At 47.3% G+C, this 3,972-nt stretch carries 6 protein-coding genes; all 6 read left to right on the plus strand.

Annotated features, from left to right (window positions below; all coding sequences use genetic code 11):
- Positions 1-333 precede the first annotated feature (333 nt).
- The 6 genes from ACYVR3_RS16035 to ACYVR3_RS16060 all read left to right on the plus strand — a co-directional run bounded on the left by ACYVR3_RS16035 (position 334) and on the right by ACYVR3_RS16060 (position 3,754).
- The gene (locus ACYVR3_RS16035) at positions 334-576 is read left to right on the plus strand and encodes a cold-shock protein (RefSeq protein WP_054736860.1); all 243 of its coding nucleotides are present in this window, start codon (positions 334-336) and stop codon (positions 574-576) included.
- Between the two features lie 83 nt (positions 577-659).
- Complete coding sequence (locus tag ACYVR3_RS16040; RefSeq protein WP_461245008.1) at positions 660-1,211, plus strand: NUDIX hydrolase; 552 nt, start codon at positions 660-662, stop codon at positions 1,209-1,211.
- Between the two features lie 9 nt (positions 1,212-1,220).
- On the plus strand, positions 1,221-1,511 hold the full coding sequence (locus ACYVR3_RS16045) for a hypothetical protein (protein ID WP_461245009.1): 291 nt from the start codon (positions 1,221-1,223) through the stop codon (positions 1,509-1,511).
- A 24-nt stretch (positions 1,512-1,535) separates the two neighbouring features.
- Entirely contained in the window at positions 1,536-2,222 is a 687-nt protein-coding gene (locus ACYVR3_RS16050; protein WP_057151642.1) for a 5'-methylthioadenosine/adenosylhomocysteine nucleosidase, read from the plus strand.
- A 22-nt stretch (positions 2,223-2,244) separates the two neighbouring features.
- A complete protein-coding gene (locus tag ACYVR3_RS16055; RefSeq protein ID WP_054736857.1) occupies positions 2,245-3,405 on the plus strand; it encodes a cysteine desulfurase family protein in 1,161 nt (386 codons plus the stop codon).
- 4 nt (positions 3,406-3,409) lie between these two features.
- Positions 3,410-3,754, plus strand: coding sequence for a DUF1831 domain-containing protein (locus ACYVR3_RS16060; RefSeq protein ID WP_054736856.1), 345 nt, complete (start codon positions 3,410-3,412; stop codon positions 3,752-3,754).
- Positions 3,755-3,972: the final 218 nt, after the last annotated feature.

Consider the following 3,972-nt stretch of genomic DNA (forward strand, 5'->3'; position numbering starts at 1 on the left):
CGTTTTTTGCCCATTCCTAGCTCGTAGGCCCGCCACTGCGTTCCAGCCTCGCATAGCGCCGGAGCCTCCCGCGGCATCCTTCCACAATTCAAAACCAGAATCACTTCACAAACTAAACATGCTTACGCTGGACACATGCGTAAGCAGAAGCCTCAGGAATGGTTAAGATATAACCGGGTTTTAGCCGAGTCTCTCGCATTAATCTGCCAAATAGGTTAAAATGACAGATGAGTTATTTTAAATTAAATGGTGAGTAGTCGTAATCCAAATCAAAGACAAACGGACGGGTTTGAAACGGTGGTTTTGGACCCGTCTTTGTTATGAGGTGAACTGATGATTAAAGGAACAGTTGAACGTTACAATGAATTAAACGGGTTTGGGTTTATTAAAAGCGCCGAAACCGGTGAATCGATTTTTGTGCACTATTCAGGGATCGAAATGGGCGGCTTTAAAAAACTGACGCCAGGTCAAAAGGTCGAATTTGTGATCGTTGAAGGTCAAAAAGGGCCTCAGGCGGCTCGCGTTCGCTTAGACCGGGAAGCTGACGCACCGGCGACCGAGGACACTGCAGAATAGGGCAGATAGTTGCCTGGTTGGGTGACCTAAGTTAAAATAGGGTCAGTTAATGACCTAAAACTTGATATGAATGGATGATTAAGATGGATTTAACGGAAAAAGTGGTTGGTTCTGAGCAACTTTATGACGGTGCCATCATTAATTTGGAACGCCAAACTGTGATTTTACCTAATGGTGAACGGGCTCACCGCGAAATCGTGCACCACTCAGGTGCTGTTGGGGTGCTGGCCATCACCGCTGATAATAAGGTGATTTTGGTCAAACAGTGGCGTGCACCGGTTGAAAAAGCAACGCTGGAGATTCCAGCCGGTAAATTAGATGAACGCGATGCCGATGATCCAAGTCACACGGCAAACCGGGAGTTAAATGAAGAAATCCGGCTTCACGCAACCCAATTGAAACGCATCACCGGATTTTATTCATCGGTTGGGTTTTCAGACGAATACATGACGTTGTATCTGGCAACTGGACTCGTGCCGGTTGATAAAGAATTACCACGTGATTTCGGCGAAAACCTTAACGTGCAAGCCTACGACCTTGAAACGTTGAAGGCGATGATTGCTGCTGGTGAGATTGAAGACGCCAAAACCATCATGGCAATTTGGTACTTTGAACTGATGCAATTACAAAAGTAGGTGTAAACGATGGCGAATCGACAAGAAAATGATCATTCGGATAACGCGACCGACTCGTCATTGAGTCGGTCAGCTTACCGCGCGCAACAGCGCCGAGCGCAAGACGATTTCGAAAAACGGGATCGGGAACGATTACGAGCAGAAACCCGCTACGCAAAACAGCACGATACAACGGATGTTGCCGGTACGGCGACTGAAGCGAAGATTGATCGGCTAAAACACCGCCTGAATTTGGCTATTTTAGGGCTGAGTGTGGGCATTGTCATCGTTTTTCTCGTGTTATTTTTCGTTGAATTTTAAACTAAACCAAGTGAGGATATTATTATGAAATACGGCATTTTATGCGCCATGGATGAAGAAATTGCGACGTTAAAAGCAGCGTTAACTGACGAACACGTTGTGAACGTTTCAGGAATCGATTTTTATGAAGGCACCATTAGCGGCCAAGACGTTGTGTTGGTTCGTTCTGGAATCGGTAAAGTTGAAGCGGGGCTAACGACTGCACTGCTGATTACCCAATTTAAGGTTTCCGTTGTGATCAACTCTGGCTCTGCTGGTGGGATCGGTGAGGGTCTCCATGTAGGTGACGTGGTATTGTCAACGCAAACCGCTTACCATGACGTTGATGCCCAAGCCTTCGATTACGCATACGGTCAATTACCTGGCCAACCAGCCCGGTTTGATGCTAACCAAAGTTGGATCGATCGATTGGAAAAAGCTGCTAAGAAGACCGGTTTAACCGTTCGTAAGGGCTTAATTGTCACTGGCGATCAATTTATTGCCAGTCGTGAAGCCATCGACAACATTTTGGCCCACTTCCCAGATGCGCTTTCAAGTGAAATGGAAGGCGCCGCGGTTGGTCAAGTGGCTCACCAGTTTGAAACCCCATACGTCGTCGTTCGGGCGATGTCAGACGTTGGTGATGAAAACGCCGGCGTTAGTTTTGATCAGTTTATTATTGAGGCAGGTAAGCGCTCGGCTCAGATGTTGTTAGCACTGTTTGCTGAGTAGCGTTTAAAGGAGATTCAGAGTAGTGAAGGAAATTTATTTAGATAACGCCGCCACAACGCCAATTTCGAGTGAAGTATTGGCTGAGATGACGGATAAGCTTCAAAACGTTTATGGCAATGCGTCGACCCTGTATGGGCTTGGGCGAGAGGCCCACACCATTTTGGAAAATAGCCGGCACGTGATTGCCCAGAGTTTAAATGCGGATGATGACGAGATCATCTTTACGAGTGGTGGGACTGAAAGTGATAACACCGCGGTGATTCAAACGGCATTTACCCGAGAAAAACTTGGCAAGCACATTATTACGACCGCCATCGAGCACGAGGCCATCTTAAAGCCACTGCACTTCTTAGAGGAGCACGGGTTTGAGGTGACTTACTTACCCGTTGATGAGGCTGGTCAGATCAGCTTGGATGACTTTAAGGCAGCCTTGCGTGATGATACGATTCTGGTGACCATCATGACCGGGAATAACGAGGTTGGCTCTCACATGCCGATTCACGAAATTGGCGAGATTTTGAAGGACCATCAAGCGTGGTTCCATACGGATGCCGTACAGGCTTACGGTTTATTGGATATTGACGTTAAGCGCGACCACATCGACATGCTGTCAACGTCTGCCCACAAGATCAACGGACCTAAGATGGTTGGTTTCTTGTACCGGCGCACGGGCGTTAACTTCCCAAGTTACCTTAAGGGTGGCGACCAAGAAGAGAAACGACGTGCCGGCACTGAAAACATTCCTGGAATTGCGGGCTTCGCTGCGGCGGTTAGCACCATCACGGCCGAAGAAAAGGCCCACCGTCAGGAAAAATACTTTGGGTTTAAACAACAGATCATCGATGGTTTAACTACTGCCGGGGTCGACTTCGAACTCAACGGGACGTTGTCAAAAGATAACCTCCAACACGTCATGAACATTTGGATCAAAGGTATTTCAACTTACGTCATGCAAACTAACCTGGACTTGGCTGGCATCGCTGTTTCCGGTGGTTCGGCATGTACGGCGGGCTCAATCGAACCGTCTCACGTGTTGACGGCAATGTTTGGTGAAGAGAGTCCTCGAATTTCAGAGTCGATTCGAATCAGCTTTGGTCGTTACACGACTGAGGATGACATTAACGCGTTAGTAACGAATATTGCTAAAATTGTCGCGCGAGTTCAAGCGCGAAGTGAGGTGTAACCACATGGCATTTGAAGCAACTGTGACACTCACTGGTGATACCACCAGTTATCAAATTAATCCGAACATCAAGAAGTTTGCGTTAAAGGACGTGGGGTTCCAAGAAACCAAAGTCGGCAACTTTGTGCTGAAGCGGTCATTGGATCCTAACTCACCGTATAACGCAACCGTCGAACTTAAAGTGATGGTCAACAAGGACCTGACCGGGTTTAAGTTAGCAACTTTAACGGGTAACGGGATGCGCGATGTTAACATCTTCAAGATGGCCAAAAAGGATGACTTTTTGGAACAATTCCACTATATTATGGGCACGTTAGCTGAACGTGAGATCATTAATCCGGTGGACTAATATTATTAGGCAAGTGATGGCGTTAGCTGTTGCTTGCTTTTTTTGTGCTGTCGTTTGTGTCCAACATAGGCGTGTTTAGTTTGTGAAGTTTGGCTACTTTGGTGCGTTAATCATGGTTGACATCGTGGGCACAGCCGGTCTGTCTGAAAATTTGGGCGCTGGAACGCCATGGGCACGATTCTGAGCCGGAAGCCCGCGTCTCAGAATACGGCCTTTTA

The organism is Secundilactobacillus muriivasis, assembly GCF_054785195.1.

Bases quoted from the DNA above. Each gene is read 5' to 3' on its own strand.
- ACYVR3_RS16035 (WP_054736860.1), top strand. From the start codon at position 334: ATGATTAAAGGAACAGTTGAACGTTACAATGAATTAAACGGGTTTGGG.
- ACYVR3_RS16045 (WP_461245009.1), top strand. From the start codon at position 1,221: ATGGCGAATCGACAAGAAAATGATCATTCGGATAACGCGACCGACTCG.
- ACYVR3_RS16050 (WP_057151642.1), top strand. From the start codon at position 1,536: ATGAAATACGGCATTTTATGCGCCATGGATGAAGAAATTGCGACGTTA.
- ACYVR3_RS16060 (WP_054736856.1), top strand. From the start codon at position 3,410: ATGGCATTTGAAGCAACTGTGACACTCACTGGTGATACCACCAGTTAT.
- ACYVR3_RS16040 (WP_461245008.1), top strand. From the start codon at position 660: ATGGATTTAACGGAAAAAGTGGTTGGTTCTGAGCAACTTTATGACGGT.